14 protein-coding genes are annotated in these 19,346 nt (G+C 69.2%); 13 read left to right on the top strand and 1 reads right to left on the bottom strand.

The annotated features are described in order from the left end of the window. The 11 genes from HOP12_06400 to HOP12_06350 all read left to right on the top strand — a co-directional run. Window positions 1-1,758: hypothetical protein (locus tag HOP12_06400; GenBank protein ID NOT33787.1), on the top strand; the 1,758-nt coding region annotated here is incomplete at its 5' end. 91 nt (window positions 1,759-1,849) lie between these two features. Further along, window positions 1,850-3,865, top strand: a complete 2,016-nt coding sequence (locus tag HOP12_06395) for a hypothetical protein (protein NOT33786.1) — start codon at window positions 1,850-1,852, stop codon at window positions 3,863-3,865. Then, window positions 3,862-5,460, top strand: a complete 1,599-nt coding sequence (locus tag HOP12_06390; GenBank protein NOT33785.1) for a hypothetical protein — start codon at window positions 3,862-3,864, stop codon at window positions 5,458-5,460. Before HOP12_06395 ends, HOP12_06390 begins: the two co-directional genes overlap by 4 nt. Window positions 5,461-5,863: 403 nt before the next feature. Beyond that, window positions 5,864-6,793 (top strand): sugar transferase, encoded by a 930-nt coding sequence (locus tag HOP12_06385; GenBank protein NOT33784.1) that lies wholly within the window; start codon window positions 5,864-5,866, stop codon window positions 6,791-6,793. A 113-nt stretch (window positions 6,794-6,906) separates the two neighbouring features. Then, a complete protein-coding gene (locus HOP12_06380) occupies window positions 6,907-8,373 on the top strand; it encodes a hypothetical protein (protein ID NOT33783.1) in 1,467 nt (488 codons plus the stop codon). A gap of 25 nt (window positions 8,374-8,398) precedes the next feature. Then, on the top strand, window positions 8,399-9,715 hold the full coding sequence (locus HOP12_06375; GenBank protein NOT33782.1) for a nucleotide sugar dehydrogenase: 1,317 nt from the start codon (window positions 8,399-8,401) through the stop codon (window positions 9,713-9,715). Beyond that, complete coding sequence (locus tag HOP12_06370) at window positions 9,699-10,907, top strand: glycosyltransferase family 4 protein (GenBank protein NOT33781.1); 1,209 nt, start codon at window positions 9,699-9,701, stop codon at window positions 10,905-10,907. The genes HOP12_06375 and HOP12_06370 overlap by 17 nt, the downstream gene beginning before the upstream one ends. Then, complete coding sequence (locus HOP12_06365; protein ID NOT33780.1) at window positions 10,889-12,085, top strand: glycosyltransferase family 4 protein; 1,197 nt, start codon at window positions 10,889-10,891, stop codon at window positions 12,083-12,085. The genes HOP12_06370 and HOP12_06365 overlap by 19 nt, the downstream gene beginning before the upstream one ends. Next, window positions 12,082-13,053: a glycosyltransferase gene (locus HOP12_06360; GenBank protein NOT33779.1), complete on the top strand. Its 972-nt coding sequence runs from the start codon at window positions 12,082-12,084 to the stop codon at window positions 13,051-13,053. The genes HOP12_06365 and HOP12_06360 overlap by 4 nt, the downstream gene beginning before the upstream one ends. After that, the gene (locus HOP12_06355) at window positions 13,050-14,264 is read left to right on the top strand and encodes a glycosyltransferase (GenBank protein NOT33778.1); all 1,215 of its coding nucleotides are present in this window, start codon (window positions 13,050-13,052) and stop codon (window positions 14,262-14,264) included. Before HOP12_06360 ends, HOP12_06355 begins: the two co-directional genes overlap by 4 nt. After that, a complete protein-coding gene (locus HOP12_06350; protein NOT33777.1) occupies window positions 14,261-15,361 on the top strand; it encodes a glycosyltransferase family 4 protein in 1,101 nt (366 codons plus the stop codon). The genes HOP12_06355 and HOP12_06350 overlap by 4 nt, the downstream gene beginning before the upstream one ends. On the opposite strand, the gene HOP12_06345 is transcribed toward HOP12_06350, so the two are convergent. Further along, window positions 15,358-17,721 (bottom strand): hypothetical protein, encoded by a 2,364-nt coding sequence (locus HOP12_06345; GenBank protein NOT33776.1) that lies wholly within the window; start codon window positions 17,719-17,721, stop codon window positions 15,358-15,360. The two genes, HOP12_06350 and HOP12_06345, sit on opposite strands and share 4 nt — an antisense overlap. Before the next feature lie 124 nt (window positions 17,722-17,845). Between HOP12_06345 and HOP12_06340 the strand changes: the two genes are divergently transcribed. Both HOP12_06340 and HOP12_06335 read left to right on the top strand, forming a co-directional pair. Further along, window positions 17,846-18,907, top strand: a complete 1,062-nt coding sequence (locus HOP12_06340; protein NOT33775.1) for a mannose-1-phosphate guanylyltransferase — start codon at window positions 17,846-17,848, stop codon at window positions 18,905-18,907. Continuing rightward, on the top strand, window positions 18,904-19,338 hold the full coding sequence (locus HOP12_06335) for a hypothetical protein (GenBank protein ID NOT33774.1): 435 nt from the start codon (window positions 18,904-18,906) through the stop codon (window positions 19,336-19,338). Before HOP12_06340 ends, HOP12_06335 begins: the two co-directional genes overlap by 4 nt. The last annotated feature ends 8 nt before the right edge of the window (window positions 19,339-19,346 follow it).

Below are 19,346 nucleotides of genomic sequence, written 5' to 3'. Positions count from 1 at the left end.
GCCCCACGCGATCGCGATCGACACGCCGAGTCCGACCACGCCCTGAACGGGCGCCGTGCGGCAGGGCTCGTGAAGCGCGATGGCGCGACGCTCGCCGCACTGCTCGGCTTAGCCCTCGCGGTTCGAGTGTGGGGCATCCACTACGGTCTGCCGTGGCTGTTCTACTTCCACGACGAGCCTCAGATCGTGCTGCGCGCGCTGCGCTTCGGCACCGGTGACCTGAACCCGCACTTCTTTCTGTGGCCCGCGACTCCGCTGCTCTATCTCGCGTTCGTGTCGTACGCCGGCTGGTTCGTGATCGGCCGAGTCGCCGGTGCGTTCACCGGAGCTTCGGACTTCGCGGCCGCGTACTTCCGCGACCCGAGCGGCTTCTATCTGATCGTGCGCACGCACAGCGTCGCGTTCGGCGTCTGGGGGGTGTGGCTCGCGCAGCGGCTCGGCCGCGCGGCGTATGGCGATGCGGTGGGCTGGGCGGCTGCCGTGGGCCTGGCGCTCAACGCCTGGCATGCCCACTACTCGCACTTCGCGCATCCGGTCACGGCCATGAGCGCGTTCACGCTGCTGGGGTTGTGGGCGGCCGTCCGCATCGCCGACGGCGGCGGACGTCGCGATCTGGTGATCGCGGCTGTGGCACTCGGTGCCGGAACGGCGTGCCAGTATCACGCTGGCCTGCTCGCAGTGCCGATCGCGGTCGCCGTGCTGTTGCGGGCCGCGCGCGCGCCGGGCGAAGCCGGGCGATGGCTCATGTCCGGGGCGGCGGTGGCGCTCGGCGGGGTGGCATTGTTCCTCGCGCTGTCGCCATTCGTGGTGCTCGATTCGGCGGCGTTTCGCGCCGACCTCGCCTGGATTGCGGCCAAGACGGAGGGCTCGCTCAGCGGCCAGGCACGCAGCCCGATCATCGGCCTGCTCGAGTTCGTTCGTACCTGCGTGATCCCGTCGCTCGGAATGCCGCTGGCGATCGCGGCCGCGGTCGGCACGCTGTGGGCGCTGGTGCGACGCACCTCCAGTGATCTGGTGCTGCTGGCGTTCGCGGCCGGCTACCTGGCGCTCGCGAGCCGCGCGGCGACGCTCAACGACCGCTACGCGATTCCGCTCGTCGTACCCGCAGTGACATTCGCGGCGCGCGCGATCTCGGAGATGCTGAGCCGGGCGTGGCCCGCGCGCGCGGGAGGGCGCATTCGGATGCGATGGGCGCCGACGCTCGCGATCGGAATACTCGGCTTGCCCGTCACGCTCGAATTGATCGAAACCGACTTCTCGATGACTCGCGACGACACGCGAATCGAGGCGCTGCGGTGGTTCGAACGCGAAGTACCTGCGGATGCGCGAGTGGTCGCGGACATGCTCAAGTTCTGGAACACCGCGACCGCGCCGATCGCCGAGAACCCGGCGCGCATCCGAGAGCGGCTGGCCGAGATCGATCGAGGGATGTCGGGCGCGGGGCATGGCGCCGCCTACCGCGAGTACTTCCAGTACCGACTCACGCATCCGCATCGCCCCGGCTATTGGGTCGCGAGCACGGACATGGGATTCTCCGCCCGATCGCTCGCCGATTATCGCGCCGACGGTTTTCAGTGGGCGATGGTGAGCGGTGAAGTGGTCGATGCGATGCGCGCGAGGGCAGCCCCCGCCGACAGCAGCGGGCCCGCGTTCTACCGCGCGCTCGCGCGCGAGGCGACGCCGATCGCGAGCTTCGAACCGCAGCGCTGGCAGCGTCGTGGACCGCGCATCGTGGTGTATCGGTTGTCCCCCCGATGAACCCACCTGCCGAAGCGCGCGATCGCAGCGAGTCGCGGCGACGCTCGGGTGCGTGGAGCACCGGCGACGGTGCGCTATCATGGCGAGCTTCATGAAGCGAATTGCCGTGCGGCTCGCCGCTTTGATGGGTCTCGCGGGGATGGCCTCGATCCCCGCGCATCCGCTGGCCGAACTCGCCAGCTATCCATGGCTGGGGTTGTTCCCGGGTCTCGTGCTCGCTCGCGTGCTGACTCCCGACGCCCGTGGCGCCGCCCGGCTCGCGCTGTCGCTGGCACTTTCGCCGCTGATATCCGGAGTCCTCGCGTGTGCGCTGCTGGCGGTGGGAGTGTCGCTCGGGAACGCGGCGCTCATGATCGCGCTGGCGAGCGCCGCCGCGTGGCTGGCGACGCCTGAGACGCGGCGCATCCGCGAGGGGTTCGAGCTGCCTCGGGGTGCGGTGATCGTCGCCTCGCTGCTCGCAATCGCGGTCTCGATCCCGCCGTTTCTCAATCGCTACATCGAAGTGCGCGGTGACACCTGGACCCATGCCGCGATCGCGATGCAGATCCTGGCGCGCGGGCTTCCCCCCGAAGATCCGCGCTTCGCATCGATCCCGCTGCACTATGTGTGGTTCTACAATTTGTTCATGGCGCAGCTCGTTTCACTGCGCCACGGCGACACCTTTCACTTCATGTCCGCGTTCAACGTCGCCACGGCGTTTGCGACCGTCGTCTGCACGGCGCTGGTCGCGCAGCGCCTGTGGCGCGGGGCGGCGGCGACCGCGGTTGCGGTGGTCACGTGCGTCGGGCTGAACGCCGGGGCATGGATGCTGTGGCCGCTGCACCTGCTCAAGGCGCTGGTCGGCGAGACTCGCGATCTCGCCGACGTCCGTCAGCAGCTCGCGACGCTGCGGCTCGGCGACGATCGGATCATCTATTCGCTCTCAGCACCCTACTCGCACATGGTGAGCTTCCTCGACAAGCTGATGCTCGGGAGCCCGCTCGCGTTCGGATACCTGATGATGCTCGTGCACCTGTCGGGCATCGTGAGTTGGGTGACGACCGGCGACCGTCGCGCCTTGACCCTCGCATTCGCCGGAGCCACCGGCACCATGCTGTTCCACGGGGTCGTCGGCCTGTCGGTGATTCCGGTGTGGTGCGTGACGCTGTCGCTGGCACTCGCGATCCATCAGTGGGTGCCGAGTGCGCGGCGCGCGCTTCCCGCTCCGCGTCGGCTGATGCCGGCGCTGTCCGTCACGCTCGCGGCCGGGCTCCTCACCACTCCCTATCTGTTGTCGGTCGCGAGCGGGTGGGCGGCCGAGTCGTCCGGACTTCGACACCGCTATCTTCAGATCAGTCCGATGATGCTGTGGACGTTTGCGACCGCCGGTGCCGTGGTGTGGATCGCGATCTGGAAACCGATCCGCGAGGCATGGGCGACCGCGCATCCGGCGCGAACGCTCGTTTCGCTCGCGTGGTTCATGATGACCGTCTTCGCACTGGTCGTGCACCTGCCCGAGAACAACGAGATGAAATTCGTGTTTCAGGCATTCGTGCTGGGCGTGCTGCTCGCCGCGCCGGCGATCGGCGAGTGGGCGTGGGGTGCCAACGCGACACCGCGGCGGCGGATCACGCTCGCGACCCTTGCGCTGGTGCCGGTCGTGCTCACGTTCTACGGCTACCTCTCCGACCCGCGCGGGCGCACCGATCCGGTCGTGACCGAGCCCCCGGGTGCACTCGCGATGGCGGAGTGGATTCGCGATCACACGCCGCCCGACGCGATGGTGCTCGACGCCGGCTTCCGCGACGCGTTGATGGTCAAATCGGCACGCGTGCTGTATCTGGGCACCTCGTTCGGCCCCGAGCGGGCGGCGTTTCCGCTCGACCAGGTGCGCGAACGTCGCGCGGTCGCCGCCGATCTGTACGGCGCGGCACCAAACGCGGACGCGAGCCTCTCGGCATTGGCGCGTTTCGACCGACCGCTCTACGTGGTGTACCGGCCCGAGGACGATTCGCTCACGACCAAGGGGTGGCGCGCACTGACTGCTCGCCCGCGGCGAGTCGAGACGGTGTTCGAGCGCGACGGCTACCGCGTGTTGCGCGTGCGCCTGCCGCGGGAAGGCTCGTGAGCACCACCGTGCCGATCGCACGGCCGCGGATGCCAACGCCGCTGGGGCTTGGCCTGGTGCTGGCACTGGCGCTCGCGCTCCGACTGTTCGCGTCGCCGGCCGCGACCGAGCGCAACATGGATCCCGACAGCGCGCACCTGCTGAACGTGGCGCGCTGCTTCGAGCGTGGCGAGGGCTTTTCGAATCCCGCGTTGTGGCCGGCGTGGATGAGTCCCGAGCGCCTGCCGATGCCGGAGACCTTCAAGGAGCCGGGCGATCCGTTTGCGATCGCGATGCTGATGCGCGCGAGTCTGTCGCCGTTTGGCGCCGGGGTCGCGGTGTCTCTGATCGGCGGGCTGCTGGCGGTGCTCGGAACCTGGGCGCTGGCCCGCAACCTCGGCTTCGGCCGCGGGGCGGCGCTGGCGGCTGCCTTCGCGCTCGCGATCAATCCCCACGCCATCCAGATGTCGGTGCGCGTGATGGTGGATGCCCCATTCGCGGGTCTGCTCACCGGCGCGCTGGCCGCCGCCGCGTGGCGGGCCGGATCGACCACGCGCCCGCTGTGGCTCGATGTCGCGACCGGCGCACTGCTCGGAGCGGCGTTCCTGGTACGCGGGTTCACTCTGGTGGCGATCCCGGCCGTGCTGGTGGCGCTCGTGCGCCCGCCGGTGCCGCGACTCGGCACGTGGATGCGCAGCGCGGTGGTGATGGCACTCGCGGCGGCGGTGGTCGCGTCGCCGTTCGTGTTGCGCAACCTGCGGCTGTTCGGTGTGCCGTTCTACAGCGACGTCGGCGCGTTCGGCCAGACCCCGTACGCCGACGTGCTCGGCATCATGACCTCGCTCGAACGTCCGACCGCGAGCCCGTTCGAGTTCCTGCTCGCGCACCTCCCGCAGGTCGCGCAGCACCTGATGGAGTCGGTCTACCGTTTCGGGCGCTGGACCCTGCCGAACGAGATGGCGGGAGGGGTGTGGTGGATGCCGCTGCTCGTCGCCGGGGCGTGGAAGCTGCGCCGTGACTCCGCGGCGTGGCCGCTGTGGGCGTATCTCGGCGTGGTACTCCCGTTCGTGTTCGCGATTACCTGGGACGCCCGCTACTTCACGGCCGCCGGATCGTGTTTCGCGGTGCTGACAGGAGTCGGCGCCGCATGGCTGTGGCCCCGGTTCGCAGCTCGCGCGCTCGCCGGGCATCTGCGCGGACGCCACGTGCTGATCGCCGCTGCGATGGTCGCCGCGCTGGCGCAAGCCGTGGTGGCGCGCACCGCACTGGTGCGGTTCGCACCGGCCGAGATCGCGGCGGCTCGAGCGGAGGCGGCGTTCCTGCGCGCACATCTGAGTCCCGACGAGGCGGTCATGGTGTTCACGACTTCGTTCTACTCGTGGTTCGCGGATCGTCCGTCGCACTACGTGGTGGTGGCCGACGATGCACGGTTCGAATCCCGCATGCAGCGCTATCGAGTGCGCTACGCGATCCTGCCGACCCGCGAGCTCGAATCGCTCGCGCGGCGCTATCCGGAGCGCCGCCTGCCGCGCGCCCTGGTGCCGCTGCGGAGTGACCCGGAGACCGGCGTCACCGTGTTCCGGGTCGAGGCGGCCGCACTTCCAGACGCGGACTGATCCGCCGGCACGAACGGTGCATTAACCAGCCCCGAAGGCGCTTTGCGACCGCTGGGGCGGGGTGCGAAGCGGTTCAGAGATTCCTTGAACCGGGCGCAGGTGGTTGATAAAGTCATGACCGTCGTACTGGACCGGGCCGCTTTCAATGCTGCGGAGGAAACGCCAGAGCTCCTTGCTAACTGGGTTCGTAGGTGAACACGAGCCTCTCCGGGTCGAGATGACCCGGGCGCCTAGCACGCCGCTAGGACATGCATCTGAGGTATACGCACCTTGGTGTTCCCCCCGTCGCTCGTACTCCGTGCGTTCCGGACCCATTGCCAACGGATGAAGCGAGAGCTTTGAGCCGAGGGGGTAGTCCCTACCCTCGGCTTTTTTGCGGGCGACACAACCGAGAGCGGCAACTATGGAGCCCGAGATCCTGGCGTCCCCCACCAGTGACACTCCGGCCGACTCGATCGGCCGCGGTGGCCCGATTGCTTCGTCCGTGACCCTTTCTCCAGACTCGCGATCCCGGTCGCATGCGTACCTGGACGCAGGGCTCGCGGCGGAGGCCTCGCGCGCGGCCGAGTCGCGTACTCCCGTCGGAGCGCTCGGCTATCAGCGCGTGCGCTCGAGCGGTCGAGCGCGAGCGAACGGGCATTCCGATGCCTGGGCGCCACGCGTGCGAACGCCGAGCACGTTGCCGGCCGTCACCGCTGTGCCGGCGCATCCGGTGGCGGTCGATACCGGCCTCTATCTCAAGTTCGGCAAGCGGGTGCTCGACCTGCTCGCGGCCACCGTCGCGCTGATTCTGCTCGCGCCCGTGATCGCGGCGATCGCGATCGCGATCAAGCTCGAGTCGCATGGCCCGATCCTCTACTTCTCGCGGCGCGTCGGTCGCAATGGGCGCGCGTTCTGGTTCCTCAAGTTCCGATCGATGGTGGTGGGAGCGGATCGCAACCGACACCATCTTTCACATCTGAACGAGTGCGACGGCCCGATCTTCAAGATCAGCCGCGACCCGCGCGTCACCCGGGTGGGACGTTTCCTGAGGGTCACGAGCCTCGACGAGATCCCGCAATTCGTGAACGTGCTGATCGGCGACATGTCGCTGGTCGGGCCGCGGCCTCCGATTCCCGAGGAGGTCGAGCAGTACGAGCCCTGGCAGTGGCGCCGGCTCGACGTGAAACCGGGCATCACCTGCCTGTGGCAGATCAGCGGTCGCAGCCGGCTGTCCTTCAAGGAGTGGATGCGACTCGATCTGGAGTACATCAAGCACCGTTCGCTGTGGCTCGATCTGCGCATCCTGCTCCGCACGCTACCCGCGGTGCTGTCCCGGGAGGGAGCGTACTGACGGGGGTGCCAACGCACTCGTCTTCGCCACTCCGTCGTCCTCCGGAACCCGCCCGCTCGCACCACTTGTCGATCCCATCGGGAGTCCGAGGTTCGATCCTCGGGGCCACGCTCGTGGCTGCCGTGGTGCGCGCGTTCCGGCTCGGATCCCAGAGTCTGTGGGCCGACGAGATCCTCACCTGGCACAGCGTGCAGCTCGGACTCCCCATGGATCTCTCGCGCTGGCTCGAAAACGTGCACGGGCCCCTCTACGGCCTGTTGCTTCACGGCTGGATCGCGCTCGCCGGCGACTCGGAGTGGGCGCTGCGCGCACCGTCTCTGGTGTTCGGCGTTGCACTCGTGCCGACGACCGCATGGTTCGCCGCCCGCTGGCTGGAGCCGCGGGCGGCGGTCCCCGCCGCGTGGCTGGCAGCCGGGGCTCCGTACCTGGTGTGGTACTCGCAGGAGGCTCGCAACTACAGCCTGCTCATGCTGTGCAGCGCGGCTGCGGCACTGGGTCTCGTGGCGCTGCGCGAGCGACTGCGTCCCACGCCGCTGCTCGTCACGCTCGCGGCCTCGTGTGCGGGCGTGCTTTCCAATTTCTCATTCGCGTTGCTGCTTCCCGCCCAGTTGCGCATGGCACTCGCCTCGCCGCGCGAACGCGTCGCACGATGGATCGGTATTGCGGTGCTGGTGGTCGCGCTCGGGCTGGTCGCATGGCCATGGGCTTCGCGCGTCACCACGACCTTCGATTTCGCACGCCTCGTGCCGGGTCGAACGCTCGCCGCGGGGGAGACTCCGCTGCGCGGTGCCACCACGTTCCACGCCGCGGCGATTCCGTTCGGACTTCACAGCCTCGCGATGGGCTACAGCTTCGGACCGCCGCTGCGCGCGCTGCGGGCCGACCACTCGCTGGCCGCACTCCGGCCGTTCGCGGTCGAGGTGACGTGTGCGGCGCTGGTGTTCGGTGCGCTCACGGTGCTGGGGTTGCGGGCGGTGGCGCGGCGCGGTCGTGCGCTCGATGCGCTGCTGTGGATCGGAGTGCCGCTGCTGGTGATCAGCTATTTCGCACTGCAGAACTTCAAGGTGTTCCATCCCCGCTACCTGGCGGTCGTGATGCCGGTGCTGGTCGCACTGTGGGCCGCCGCGCTGACCGACCTGCGGGGCCGTGCGCGGCTGGCGTTCGCGGTCGCGATCGTGGCACTGTGGGCGGTCTCGCTGACGCGGCTGTACGCCGATCCGCGTTACGCGAAGGAAGATCTGCGCGACGCGGCGCAGTTCGTCGAACGCGAGCGAGGTCCGGCCGAGATCGTGATCGCAGCCAACACCACGGACATGCTCGCCTACTACTTCCGCGACCGGGTCGCAGTCGAGCACTACTGGCTCGGCTTCGCTCGCGATCAAGTGACGATGCGCGAGCGTTTCGAAGCGCTGCGCTCCGGACGCGCGGCGTGGGTGGTGATGACGCGCCCCGAAGAATTGGACCCGAGCGGGCGCTTTGCGATCGATCTCGCGATGCGATATCCGGATTCCGAACAGCGGGGCTTCGAAGGCGTGAGGGTGTGGCATCTGCCGGCGTCGATCACGACGACGGCGCCGTAGGACGCGACTCGAGGAGAGCGAAGGCATGCGTGTGGTGGTGGTCGGACTCGGTTATGTGGGCTCGGTGTGCTCGGCATGCCTGGCGTCGCACGGCCACGAGGTGATGGGCGTCGACCTGAGCGAGTTCAAGGTCGGCTGTATCGAGCGCGGTGAGAGTCCGATCGTCGAGACCGGGCTGCCGGCGATGATCGCGCGCGAACGCAAGGCCGGGCGGCTGCGCGCGACCACGCGCATCGCCGATGCGATGGTCGGCGCCGAAGTGGTGCTGCTGTGCGTCGGTACGCCGAGCGCCGCCGATGGCAGCCTCGACCTCACCCACGTGAAGCGCTCGTGCGCCGAAGTCGGCGCCTCACTGGCGAACAACGGGGTGCGGACGACGATCGTGATGCGCAGCACCATGCTGCCCGGCAGCGTCGAGGAGCAGCTGCTCCCGGTGCTGGAACAGGCCTCGGGCATGAAGGCCGGCGACGGCTTCGGGATCGCCTACAACCCCGAGTTCCTGAGGGAAGGCAGCGCGGTCGCCGACTTCGAAGGTGCGCTCTACACCGTGATCGGCGCCGACGATCCCGGCAGCGCGGATGCGCTCAAGCGTCTCTATCACGATGTCGGCGGCGAACTGCTGGTGACCGCGATTCGCACCGCCGAAATGCTCAAGTACGTGAACAACGCCTTCCACGCGCTCAAGGTCGCGTTCGCGAACGAGATCGGGCGCCTGTCGCAGCGCGAGCGCGTCGACAGCCACGAGGTGATGCGGCTGTTCCTCAAGGACACGCGTCTCAACGTGAGCCCGGCCTATCTGATGCCGGGGTTCGCGTTCGGCGGCTCGTGCCTGCCGAAGGATCTGCGCGCGATCACGAGCCGCTCCGTCGCTCACCACCTCGAGCTGCCGGTGCTGCAGAACATCCTGCGTTCGAACGACGAGCACATCGAGGCGGCGATCCACCTGATCGAGCGGCTCAAGAAGCGGCGCGTGGGTGTGCTCGGCCTGTCCTTCAAGGCCGGCACCGACGACCTGCGCGAAAGCCCGATCCTGCGGGTGATCGGGACGCTGGTCGGCAAGGGCTACTCGGTGCTGCTCCACGACCCGAATCTCGACATGGAGCGGGTGCTCGGCGCCAATCGACGTTTCGTCGAGGATGAAGTGCCGTATCTGCCGGAGCGGATGCGTCACACGGTCGACGAGGTGCTGCGCGACAGCGAAGTGGTCGTGATCGCGAACGGCTCGGCCGAATACCGCGAGCTCGGCCCGCGGCTCGTGGCCGGGCAGGTGCTGGTGGATCTCGTTCACGCAGTGGATCCCGCCACGGTGCGCAACGCGGAGTACCATGGGCTCGCCTGGTAGGGTTCTGCATCTGTCCGAGAATCTCACGCTGCCGTTCGATCGGCGCGTGTGGATGGAGCTCAACGCGCTCAAGGATGCCGGCTACTCGGTCGCGGCGATCTGTCCGGCCGGCGAGCGATGGGCCGCGGGCCACGAAGTGCTCGACGGCATCGAGATCTGGCGCTATCCGCCGCCGCCGCCGACCCAGGGCTTCGTCTCTTACGTGTGGGAGTTCCTGTACTGCTGGCTGCAGACGCTGTGGCTCACCCTGCGCGTGCAGTCGCGCGGCGGCTTCGACGTGATCCACGCCGCGAATCCGCCCGACACGTTCTGGGCGATTGCGCTGCTCTTCAAGCCGTTCGGAGTGCGCTACGTGTTCGATCATCACGACCTGTGTCCGGAGCTGTACGTGGCGCGGTTCGGGGCGGAACGTGCCGGGAGCTGGCCGCATCGGGTGCTCGGCTGGCTCGAGTCGGCGCAGTACCGGACCGCCGATCTGGTCATCGCGACCAACACCTCGTATCGGCGGATCGCGCTCGGGCGCGGCCGAATGGCGCCGGAACGCGTGTTCGTGGTGCGCAGTGGCCCGAGCCGCCATCGATTCGCGACCGTGCGCGCCCCGGACCTGGCGCTCAAGCACGGGCGGCCGTACCTGGTGGCCTACCTCGGTGTGATGGCGCCCCAGGATGGAGTGGACCATCTGCTGCGAGCGGCGCATCACCTGGTGGTGACGCTGGGGCGCCGCGACGTCTCGTTCACGCTGATCGGAGCCGGTGATTCATTCGAGGACCTGAAGCGGCTCTCGCACGAGCTGGGTCTCGACGAGGACGTGCGGTTCACCGGGCGCATTCCGGATCCCGAAGTCGAGGCGATCCTCGCGACCGCGGACGTGTGCGTGAGTCCTGATCCGCTCAACCCGCTCAACGACGTGTCGACGATGAACAAAGTGCTGGAATACATGGCGTGCGCGAAGCCCGTGGTGTGCTTCGACCTGCGGGAGCATCGCGCGTCGGCCGGCGATGGCGCACTCTACGCCGAGCCCAATCGCGACGAGGACCTGGCGGCGGGGATCGCGACGCTGCTCGACGACGCCGCGCGACGCCATTCGATGGGCGAACGCAATCGGCAACGCTTCCTGGATTCATTGTCATGGGAACACAACACCGGCGAGCTGTTGCGCGCCTACGAGACGCTGTGGAATCCGCGCGCCTGAGCCTGCTGATCGCCGAGAGCGGTCGAACGCTCGGTGGCACCGAGCGAGTGGTGTGGGAACTTGCCACGCGCCTGCCCTCGCATCGCTACGACGTGCAGGTGTGGCTGTCGGACGCGCCGGCGGTGAACGAACTCGCGGAAGCGCTGGCGGCCCGCGGCATCGCAGTCGAACGAATGCGTGAAATCGAATCGCGCTGGGACTGGCGCGGCATGCTCGCGACCTGGCGGCGCCTGCGGCGGCTCAAGCCGACGGTGCTCCACGTGCATCACGTGTGGCCATCCGCGGATCGCTATCTGGCCGGACTCGCGCGGGCGGCCTCGGTGCCGCATCTCGTGATCACGGAACATCTGGTCGGCCATCCGAACTCGCGCGCCCAGACCACGCTCAAGCGGCTCGAGCTGGACGGTGCCGACGCGGTGACGGTGGTGAGTGAGGCGATCGCTCACTCGCTGACCGCCGACTACGGAGTGGCGCGGGAGCGCCTGCGCGTGGTGCCGAACGGGGCCGAGACTCCCGACGAAGACGTCGAATGGCCGCTTGCACGCGCGCTGCGCACCTCGCTCGGCGCGGGAGTGTCGCGACCGCTGTGGGTGTGCGCGGGGCGGCTCGAGTCGCAGAAGGGGCAGGACGTGTTGCTCGATGCGCTGGCGCTCGTGCACGGTCGCGGCATTGCGTTCGTGGCCGCCTTTGCGGGGACCGGCGGCGAGCAGGCAGCACTCGAGCGGCGCGCGACCGAGCTCGGGCTCGCGGATCACGTGCGGTGGCTCGGCCAGGTCGAGGAGATCGGCCCGCTGCTGCTCGCCGCCGACCTGGTGGTGATGCCGTCGCGCTGGGAAGGCCTTCCGCTCACCCTGCTCGAGGCCATGGCGCGCGGCCGGCCGGTGGTGGCCAGTGCGGTCGGCGGCATTCCCGAGGTGGTCGAAGACGGTGTGCACGGCCGTCTGGTGCCCGCCGCCGACGCGTCCGCGCTCGCGGAGACGCTGGCGGACTGCGTTCGCACCCCCGATGCGACGCGGCAGCTCGGCGTGCGCGGCCTCGAGCGCGTGCGTCAGCGCTACACCTGGGAGCGTGTGGTGGAGTCATTCGAGACCGTCTACGACGAGGTGCTGGGGCTCGCGAGCTTCGCCGGCTCCACGCGCGTCGCAAGCAGTCGCCCGGACGGCGGAGGGCCGCGATGAGGCTCGGAGTCGTGGTGCCGTGCCATCGGCAGGAGCGACACCTTCCGCGCACGCTCGCCGCACTCGGGCGAGCGCTTGAGGGGCGCGATTGGCAGGGTGTGGTGGTGCGGACCGGTGGAGGGCCCGCGCCCGAGCCGCACCCGCAGTGGCTGCAATCGAGTCCGCCGGCGCTCCAGGTCTCGACGCCGGGGGCTTCGCGCATGCACGGACTTTCGCTCCTCGCGGGGGAGTGGATTCTGTTCGTCGACGCCGACACCGAGGTCGATGCCGCGTGGCTCGCACGCGCGCTTGCGACGGCGACCGCGGCCGAGGCGGGGCTCGCGGGTGTCGGCGGGCGGCTCGAGGAGTGGAACGAAGTCGCCGGCGCCGAGCGGTGCGCCGACCCCGACATGAATCGTGTCGGTGATGCGGAGCGCGAGGTTCCGTTGCTCACGACACCGGTCTTGTACCGGCGCGCGGCGCTCGAGGCCGTCGGCGGCTACGACGTCCGGCTGTCGGCCGAGGAGGATTTCGAACTCGGCATGCGTCTTGGTCGTTCGGGGTATCGGTTGCGCGTGGTGCCGGGTCCCGCCGCGCGTCACTGGAACGATCCGCGTCCGAGCTTCGCGGAGCTCGCGCGCCGCTGGCGCAGCGGACTCGCATTCGGTCCCGGGCAGGCGCTGCGACTCTACGTGGGTCGACCCGGGTTCGCGCGGCTCGCGGCTCGACAGTGGTTCGCATGGTTCGCGCTGGTGTTCTGGCTGGCGGGCGGTGTCGCGCTGGTCGCAAGTCTCGCGTCACGGTCGCCGTTGGCCGTGGCCGCGTGGAGCGCCGCGCTGCTTCTGATGCTGCTGGCGCTCGCGTTTCGCAAGCGCAGCGCGCGGCTCGGACTGCACGCATGGCTCGCATGGACTCTCGGTGCGGCCGGGCTGGTGGCGGGCTTCCTCGGGTTCGGCGGTGCGCGGACCGCGGCGCAGAGGACTTCATGATCGTTCACGGTTTTGCGGGCAACGACCTCTACCCGGCGCGCTTCGGCGCATCGCAGCGCCTGCTGGGGCTCTATCGCGGTCTCGCACGGGGGCACGAGACCCACGTGCTGGCACAGGTGCCGAACCGCCATCCGGGTCCGGTTTCGCTCGAGGTGAGCGGAATCCGCGTGAGACGCGCGCGGGCCTGGTACACCGCGATCGCATGGCGCCTCGAACGCGCGCGGCTTGCGCCCGACGCGATCGTTGCGCTGGCGCACGATCTCGCCGCCGGCGCGCTGCGAGCCTCTCTACCGGGAACTCCAGACGTGGTGATCGCGGATCTCGCGCTCGCGGGTGTGCTCTCCGAGGCGCGAGGTGCGCTGCGTGTCTATCACGCCCACAACGTCGAGCTCGACCACTTCCGAACCGCCGGCCCGCGGGTGCTGGGCCGTGGATTCTGGGCGCAGGTGGTGCGTTCGATCGAGGCGCGGGCGTGCGCGGCCGCCGACCTGGTCACGGTGACGGGCGCATCCGATGCGGAGCGCATGCACGAGGAGTACGGCGTGCCGCCTGCGCGACTGCTGGTGATCCCGAACGGCTACGACGAGACCGCGGTGCGTCCCCCGAGCGTCGAAGAGCGGTCGGCCGCGCGTGCCGCATTCGGATTCGAGTCGGACGAGACGGTGGCGTTGTTCCTGGGCTCGGATGTCCCGCACAATCGCTCGGCGCTCACCGAACTGCTCGCACGCGGGCTGCCGGACGCCGGCACGCGCGTGCGAGTGCTGGTGGTCGGCGGAGTCTCGCGCGCGCTCGCGGCGAGCCACGATGCGCGCATCGTCTCGAGACCCGAAACCGACGACTTGCGCACTGCCCTGCACGCCGCCGATGTCGGACTCAATCCCGCCCTCTCGGGCAGCGGCAGCAACGTGAAGCTGCCGACCTATCTGGCCGCGGGCCTCGCGGTCGTGACCACGCCGCACGGCGTTCGCGGCTACGAGACGCTCATGGATGCCGTCGAGATCGTGCCGCTCGAGAAGTTCGGCGTGCGGCTCGCCGCCGCACCCCGCGGCTGGCATGCGCGTGGCGCCGCACCACCCACCGCACTCGCGCGTCACGCGTGGGGGGCACTGGGCGAGCACTGGGGCGAGCGCCTCGGCGAGCGCGTGCGTGCCCGCCTCGGCGCGGCGGCGACACCACCGACCGCGGATGCGCCGCGCGAGGTGCGCGCATGAAGATCGCGATGATCGGCCAGAAGGGAGTGCCCGCGACCTATGGCGGCATCGAGCGCCACGTCGAGGAGATCGCGGTGCGGCTGGGTCGTTCCGGACACGACGTATCGGCGTTTTGCCGCCTGCACTACACACCCGAAGACGCGCGCCTGCCGGGCGTCCATCTGTTGCGGCGCCCCAGCATCCACACCAAGCACCTCGATACCGCGAGTCACGTGCTGTGGTCGACGGTCGAGGCGATGCTGCGCCCGTTCGACATCGTGCATTTCCACGCGCTCGGGCCTTCGGCCCTGGCGACGCTGCCGCGCCTGACCGGCTCGCGCACCGTGGTGACCGTGCACGGCCTCGACTGGCAGCGTCAGAAGTGGGGTCGCTTCGCGTCGTGGGTGCTCAAGCAGTGTGAAGGACCGGCCGCACACTTTCCGAACCGCACGATCGTGGTGTCGAAGACGCTGCGCCAGTATTTCAAGGAGCATCATCACTGCGATGCCGTTTTCATCCCCAACGGCACGCACCTGCCGCAGCCGCGCCCGGCGCGCAAGCTCGCCTCGCTCGGCCTCACACCCGGGAAGTACGTTCTGTTCGTGGGGCGACTGGTGCCCGAGAAGGGTGTCCACTTCCTGTGCGAGGCGTTCAGCCGCATCGACAGCGACATGACGCTCGCGCTGGTGGGCGGGCTCTCGTTCACCCAGGACTATCTCGATCAGCTCAAGCGCTTCGAGGGGCCGCGGGTGCGATTCCTCGACTACATGTACGGCGAAATGCTCGAAGAGCTGTGGAGCAACGCGTATGTGGTGGTGCAGCCCTCGATCCTCGAGGGCCTCTCGATCGCGCTGCTCGAGGCGCTGTCGTACGGGCGCTGCGTGCTGATGTCGGACATCCCGGAGAACCGCGAGGTGGCGGAGGAGTGCGCGGCCATGTTCCAGAGCCAGAACGTCGACGATCTCGAGCGACAGCTCCGCATGCTCCTCGAACACCCCGAGGTCGTGCGCCGCTACGAATCGCAAGCCCGTGGTCACATCGCCGAGCACTTCTCGTGGGACAAGGTGGCGGCGAGCACCGAGGCGGTCTACCGCGAGCTGCTCGCGACCCGGCGCTAGACCCGCACTTCGCGCGCTCCGGTCGCGGCGGCGAGTGCGAGCGCGACGGCATAGACCGCCGCACCGCACAGCAGAGTGGCGGTGAAGCCGCTGTTGATCGCGACCGTCATCGCCAGCACCGAGCCCAGCACCGAAGTGGCGCCGTTGACGCCCCACGCCCACGGGATGAGGTCGGAGCGCCCGTTCGCGAGTCGTCGCAGGCCGAGCGGCATTGCGGTGCCGAGCAGCAGTCCGAATGGCGCCAGCGCGAGCACCGCGACCAGGATTCGAAGCGGGCGATCGAGTCCGACCAGTGCGTGGAAGAGCGGCGGCCACACGAATGATGCGACGACGATCGCGGCCAGGATCGCGAGCAGCAATCGCTGCAGCGTCGCGCCGGCGGACTCGAGCGCGATGCGCCGCGTCCAGGCGCTGCCGATCCCGGCGGTCACGAGGATGGTGGCGAGCACCACGCTGAGCGCCAGCTCCGGATGGCCGAGGAACAGCATGAGACGCTGGAAGGCGCCGATCTCGAACAGCATGAAGCCCAGACCGAGCGCCGCGAAGTAGCCCATCGCGGGGATCGCTCCGACCGGCAGTCGCTCGCGACGCGCCAGCGCCGGCGCGAACAGCATGAGCGCGCTCAGCAGTGCCGCCACCAACACCAGTGCGGTGAGCAGGAACACCGCACGAGCGTTGACGAACTCGCCTGATTGAATCAGGAGGCCGCGCCAGAACTGAGTCGGCTTGACGACGTAGAAGAAGAACGGTCGGTCATCGCTGACCGGCGAGATGTCGAGCGGATTGCGCTCGATCACGCGCCGCCAGTCGGGCGTGCCGAGCAGCTCGCCGTAGAGCCCGATGCCGGGTCGGCCGGGGGCGGCCACGATCTCGAGCCCGGTGCGAGCGCAGTGCTGCTCGAGCCGCATCAGGTCGGTGGGCGTGAACGGGATCGCCTTGACCAGCACCGAGGCGCGATCGTCTTTGCGCACCACCACGATGTGGTGGGCGGGAGCATTGGAGCCGCGGCGCTCGAGGGCGGCGAGCGCCAGGCTCACCAGTCGGATCGATTGCTGCGGAGGCTCCTCGTAGTAGCGCTGGATCGCGATGATGCCGGTCGGCGTCAGGTGCGAGAGGTAGTCCTCGTACGCCTCGCGTGTGTAGAGCGTGTTCTCGGTGAGCGAAAACGCACCGGCCGAGGTGGCGGCATAAGTGTCGATGTAACCGGCCTGGATGACGTCCCAGTGCTGGTTCGAGCGGCGGATGAAGCTGCGCGCTTCGTCGTTGACGACCTGAACCTCGGGACGATTGTAGATGCCGCCCGAGAATGCCGCGTAACGGTGCTTCATCAGATCCACGATGATCGGATTGACCTCGACGGCCGTGATCGAGCGAGCTCCGGAAGCGATCGCGGTGAGCAGATCGACGCCACCGCCCGATCCGATCACGAACACGCGCGGGTGCTGCACCAGCGCGTACTGAACGGCGATCAGTCCGTCACGCAGTGGCGCGAGTGCCGTCGAGTCGCCGTTCCAGCGCGAGATCATGGTGTTGGAGGCCGCGTCGATCTCGATCAGCAGCGAGTCCGGCGAACCGGTGTCGCGCACCGCGACGCGCGAGAACGAGTTCCAGCGCTCGTACTGCACGTCCGGTTCCTCACGCCCGCGGAAATAGCGGAGGTGCAGCCAATTCGTGGACGGGTTCGCGGCCAGTGCGCCGAGCGCCGCCAGCGCCAGCATGCCCGCGAGCACCGCGACGCGACCGTGGCCGGCGCTGCGCATGAACAGGCACGCTGCGACCGCCGCCAGTGCGGAGACCCCGAACATCGAGCCGGGGCCGCCGAAGTGATCGAGCAGCGGCACGGTGACGAGACAGCCGAGGCCGGCGCCGAGCAGATCGAAGAAGTAGAGCCGGCTCGCGGAGCTTCCGTGGTGCCGGAACACGATCGCCACCACCAGCCCGCCGACGTAAAACGGGATCACCGCGGTCAGGTAGAGCACCGCGACCTGCGCGATGGTGATCAGCGACAGACCTTCGGAGCCCGCCCGTTGCAGGAAGCCGGTCAGCATGGCCTGACCTGGATTCGCTGCGAACAGTGCGAAGCACAGCGGCACCAGCAGCGCGAGCGCGAGCGTCAGCGTGCCGGCCTGAGCGGCGGCGCGCTCGGCGCGGAACGCGCGCGGGAACAGGTAGACCGTGAGTCCGCTCGCCGCGAGACCGAACAGGGCGACCGAAATGGTGAAGAACGCGAAGTGGTACCACATCACCACCGAGAGGATCCGGGTGAGGGCCACCTCCAGCATGAGCAGCGAGGCGGTGGTGAAGAACAGGCCCCAGCCCGGTCCGGCGGAATTCGCATTCATCGTGCGCGCGGCGGCCACGTTCGGGGAAACCTCCACAGGATCGAGCGAACAGCGGTTCGAAAGGCGCGCGAGAATACCACACGATGCTTGCCGCTCCCGGAGGCGTGTGCTAGCACTCCCGTGCGGCACGATGCCGCATCCTATGCATGATCACTTCGTGCTGGTGCTCGCCGGAGGACGTGGCGAGCGCTTCTGGCCCTGGAGTCGCCCGCAGCGGCCCAAGCAGCTTCTGCCGCTGGCGCCGGGCGGCCGAACGCTGCTCGCCGCGACGCTCGAACGCGCGCTCGCGCTCGCTCCTGCCGCTCAGGTGCTGGTCCTCACCGCTCACGACCTCGTGAACGCGGTGCGCGATCAGTGTCCGGCCGGCGTCGCGGTGGTCGGCGAACCGGTGGGTCGTAACACCGCCCCCGCGATCGGCGCCGCGGCCGCCTTCTTCATGGCTCGCTCGAGCCGCGCCGCGTTCGCCGTGATGCCATCCGATCATCTGATCGAGGATCTCGAGGGCTTTCGAACCGATCTCTCGCGCGGATTCGAGGTCGCCCAACGCGACCGCGTGCTGGTGACATTCGGGATCCGGCCGGGGCATCCGGAGACCAACTTCGGCTATCTACGGCGCGGAGCACCGCTGGCGGACCGGCTTCATCGGGTCGCCGAGTTCACCGAAAAGCCCGCGCTCGAGCGGGCGCGCGAGTGGGTGGCGGGCGGTGAACACTTCTGGAACAGCGGCATCTTCGTATGGGGTGCGGCCGCGATCCTCGATGCACTCGAGGCGACCCGACCCGACCTGGCGTCGCCCCTGCGCACGCTGGGCTCGGCGACCGACGTGGCGGCGTTCGAACGCGGACTGGCGACCGTTCTTCCGCCGCTCGAGTCGATCTCGATCGACTATGCGGTGCTCGAGCGTGCTCCGAACGTGGTGATGCTCGAGCCGCGCTTCGACTGGGACGACCTGGGCTCGTGGAGCGCGTGGGCGCGCCGCCAGCCGCGCGACGGGCGCGGCAACGTCACGTTCGGAGACGCCGTCGCGGTCGACTCCGACGGTTGCATCGTGGTGGGAGAAGGAGGCACGGCCGCGGCACTCGGCCTGCGCGACACCGTGGTGGTAAATGCCGGCGGCGCGACGCTTTGCTGTCCCATCGATCGCACCAATCAGGTGCGCAGGGTGGGCGAAGCACTGCGAGCACGGACGGGAGCGACCTCGTGAGACGCTCATTGCAGGGCCCGAACCGGCATGCGTGGCTCGGCTGGCTGCTGCTGCTCGCCACGCTCGGCGCGATGCGCGGGCCCGCGGCGGCGGCACCGGCTCGGCGAGCGCTCTACGAACCGCCGCGCACCGTCGCCCCCTCGGCGCAGGCGCTCGAGGTGCTGCGCACGATTCCCGAGCCGCTCGAGGTGCGTGCGAGAGTGGAGCCACCGACCGAAACCGCACGTGCCGACACCGCGATCGCGGCCGACAGCCTTCCACCGGCGCCTCGCGACTCGACAGGCGGTGCGTCAGCGGCCGACTCGTCCGCGCTCGAAGAGCCACCGGCGCCCGAGCCGACGCGAGCGCTCGGCGACACCGCGCTGGCGGCCCCGGCGCCGATCGACTCGTCCGCGACTACGCCGCACGATTCCACCGCGAGTGCGGCGTAGTCGCGGAC

It is taken from the genome of Candidatus Eisenbacteria bacterium, from assembly GCA_013140805.1.
Classification (GTDB): Bacteria; Eisenbacteria; RBG-16-71-46; order RBG-16-71-46; family RBG-16-71-46; genus JABFRW01.
The sequence above is the reverse complement of the archived record's forward strand: the minus strand, read 5'-3'. Positions and strand labels throughout refer to the sequence as shown.